The 3,359-nt window shown below is 72.0% G+C and carries 3 protein-coding genes; 1 reads left to right on the forward strand and 2 read right to left on the reverse strand.

Features of this window, described 5'->3' with window-relative positions; genetic code table 11:
* On the reverse strand, positions 1-1,487 hold a 1,487-nt coding region (gndA, locus tag ABZ281_RS43180; protein ID WP_356663593.1), incomplete at its 3' end, for an NADP-dependent phosphogluconate dehydrogenase.
* A gap of 348 nt (positions 1,488-1,835) precedes the next feature.
* Here gndA and ABZ281_RS43185 point away from each other — a divergent pair.
* Entirely contained in the window at positions 1,836-3,074 is a 1,239-nt protein-coding gene (locus tag ABZ281_RS43185) for a transglycosylase family protein (protein WP_356663595.1), read from the forward strand.
* Here ABZ281_RS43185 and ABZ281_RS43190 read toward each other — a convergent pair.
* On the reverse strand, positions 3,064-3,210 hold the full coding sequence (locus ABZ281_RS43190) for a hypothetical protein (RefSeq protein WP_356663597.1): 147 nt from the start codon (positions 3,208-3,210) through the stop codon (positions 3,064-3,066). The genes ABZ281_RS43185 and ABZ281_RS43190 overlap by 11 nt on opposite strands.
* Positions 3,211-3,359 lie beyond the last annotated feature (149 nt).

A 3,359-nucleotide genomic window follows, 5' to 3' on the forward strand; every position in this document is an offset into this window, starting at 1 on the left:
GTCCACCGAGGCGGGCAGGCCGTAGCGGTCCTTCCAGTCCGTGACCGTCTCCTGCGTGTCTCCGACCGGTCCCCGCCCCACAGCGTGTGGAACGAGCCGTCACGGTCCACCCTGCGGTACGTGTGCGCACCGAAGTAGTCCCGCTGCCCCTGCGTCAGCGCCGCAGGCAGCCGCTCCGCGCGCAGGGCATCGTAGTAGGCGAGGGCCGCGGCGAAACCGGGCGTCGGCACACCCTGGCGGGTCGCGGCGACCAGCACCTCGCGCCAGTCGTCCTGGGCGTCCCCGATCTCCTGCGCGAACGTCGCGTCCGACAGCAGGCTCGGCAGGTCGGGCCGGGCGTCGTACGCGGCGCGGATCCGGTCCAGGAACGCCGCGCGGATGATGCAGCCGCCCCGCCACAGCGCGGACACCGCACCGAGGTCGATGTCCCAGCCGTACTCGCCACGGGCGGCGTCGATCTCGTGGAAGCCCTGCGTGTACGACACGATCTTCGAGGCGTACAGCGCCTGCTCCACCCGGTCCGCGAACGCCCGGGCCTCCGCCTCGCTCAGCGGCTGCGCCTTCGGGCCGGCCAGCTCGCGCGAGGCGTCCCGCAGGGCCGCGTGGCCGGACAGGGAGCGCGCGAACACCGCCTCGGCGATGCCGGACACCGGCACGCCCAGGTCCAGGGCGATCTGCACGGTCCAGCGTCCGGTGCCCTTCTGCTCGGCCTGGTCGACCACCACGTCGACGAACGGCTTGCCCGTCTCCGCGTCCACGTGCGACAGCACCTCGGCCGTGATCTCGATCAGGTACGAGTCGAGACGGCCCCGGTTCCAGGTCCGGAAGATCTCCGCGATCTCGGCGGGGGAGTACCCGGCGACGTCCCGCAGCAGCTGGTACGCCTCGCCGATGAGCTGCATGTCCGCGTACTCGATGCCGTTGTGCACCATCTTCACGAAGTGCCCGGCACCGTCCGGACCGACGTGGGAGACGCACGGCGAGCCGTCGGCGGCCTTAGCCGAGATCTTCTCCAGCATCGGGCCCAGCGAGTCGTAGGACTCCTTCGGGCCGCCCGGCATGATGCTCGGGCCGTTCAGCGCGCCCTCCTCACCGCCGGAGACGCCCATGCCGACGAAGTGGATGCCCTGCTCGCGCAGGTCGCGCTCCCGGCGCCGGGTGTCCGCGAAGTGCGCGTTGCCACCGTCGATGATCATGTCGCCGGGCTCCAGCAGCGGCGCGAACTCCTGGATCACCGCGTCCGTCGGCTCACCGGCCTTCACCATCACGACCAGGCGCCGCGGCCGCTCCAGCGCCGCCACGAAGTCCTTCGCGCTCTCGCACGCGACGAACTCACCCTCGCCGCCGAACTCCTCCACCAGGGCGTGCATGCGCGCGGGCGTCCGGTTGTGCACCGCGACCGTGTAGCCGTTGCGGGCGAAGTTGCGGGCGAGGTTGCGGCCCATGACCGCGAGACCCGTGACGCCGATCTGCGCTGTACTGCTCATTCGGTTCGCTCCTAAAAGCCTCGGTATCGGTGCTGGCGGTGAGGATGCCCTCGGGCACCCTCCGTCGACCATCCTGACGTGCCGCTACTTCGTGCGCACGCCCGGGTCGCACGACTCGCGCAGGCTGATACGGACGAGAGCCCCCTCGCACTCAGCCGAGGCACGCCTCCCCGCGCACGGCGCACCCGCGCACCGTGTGCCGTCCACGGTGCACCACCGTGGCGCACGTCGCACAACAGGGGCCTCATACCGGCCATTTGGGCTCCCGGGCGGCGAAAAGCCGTCTTGTTCTGGCCGGTTCGCAGCGCTTACTTTTGCCCCTCCAGACGCATGTCTAGGGGGCATCCGATGGCCGTACGCGGCAGGCACCGCCGGTATCAGCCGAACAGGATCAACCGCGCCTCACTCACCGTCACGGCGGGCGGCGCGGGCATGGCACTGCCGTTCATGGGCACCGGCGCCGCCCAGGCGGCCGACATGGACACCTGGAACAAGGTCGCCGCCTGCGAGTCCACCAGCAACTGGAGCATCAACTCCGGCAACGGCTTCTACGGCGGACTGCAGTTCACCCGGTCCACCTGGGAGGCCTACGGCGGCCGGGCCTATGCGGCCCGCGCGGACCTGGCGAGCAAGGACCAGCAGATCGCCGTCGCGGAGAAGGTCCTCGACGGGCAGGGCCCCGGCGCCTGGCCGGTCTGCTCGGTACGGGCCGGACTGACCCGGGGCGGCGGCGATCCCGGCATCCGGCCGGCCGCCGAGCGCACGAAGCAGAAGGACACGAAGCAGAAGGACACGAAGAGGAAGACCTCGATCGAGGACGTACGGCCGCAGTCGACGCCGCAGTCCCGCGCGGGCAACGCCGAGATGTACACCGTGGTCCACGGCGACACCCTCTCCGGCATCGCGGACGACCAGGACGTCCGGGGCGGCTGGCGGGGCCTGTACGCGGCCAACCGTTCGGCCATAGGCTCCGACCCCGATCTGATCGTGCCCGGCCAGCGCCTCGCGCTGCGCGGCGAGGGCGCCACGAAGACGCGTCCGGCGCACCGGCCCGCGCCGTCGGCGAAGCCCTCGACGAAGAAGCCGGTCCAGGACCGCGCCAAGGAGCGGCCGAAGGAGCGCTCCAAGGAGCGGACCCACGACGAGGGCGAGGAGCGGGCCGGCCGGTCCACGGCCACCCGGCAGGGCCTCGTCGCCCCCGTCGGCGCCTCCCTCGGTACGCCCTACCGCAAGGCGGGCTCCTCCTGGTCGAAGGGCTACCACACCGGCATCGACTTCCCCGTGCCCACCGGCACGTCGGTCAAGTCGGTCGCGGCGGGCAGCGTCGTCAGCGCGGGGTGGGGCGGCTCGTTCGGCTACCAGGTCGTGGTCCGGCACGCCGACGGCCGCTACAGCCAGTACGCCCACCTGTCGGCGATCTCCGTGCGGGACGGGCAGTCGGTGAGCGCGGGTCAGCGCATCGGCCGCTCGGGCTCCACCGGGAACAGCTCGGGCCCGCATCTGCACTTCGAGGTGCGGACGGGGCCCGGTTTCGGTTCGGACGTGGACCCGGTGGCGTACCTCCGGGCCGGCGGCGTCAGGATCTGACACGCATGCGGTGCCGGTCGACCGTGGGCAGCGGGACGTACGGGATGCCGTAGAAGGGCACGTAGGAGAGCGGGCGTTCGTCGTCGGAGGCCGCCGCCGGCGACGGCTCCCCGCTCTCGTACGAGGTGGCCTCCACGGAAGCCACCACCGCTGCCGCCGCGGCAACTGCGTCCGGCCCGGGCACGAGCACCGCGGCGTCCGGCACCTTCGTCGGAGTCTCCTGCTCGCTCCACCACGGCCTGACCACCGGCCGGCCACCGACCGGACCGGACTACGACGCCGGAA

This window comes from Streptomyces sp. NPDC006265, assembly GCF_040613555.1.
Classification (GTDB): domain Bacteria; phylum Actinomycetota; class Actinomycetes; order Streptomycetales; family Streptomycetaceae; genus Streptomyces.

Coding starts and splice junctions, on each gene's coding strand:
- ABZ281_RS43185 (WP_356663595.1), top strand. CDS start 1,836: ATGGCCGTACGCGGCAGGCACCGCCGGTATCAGCCGAACAGGATCAAC.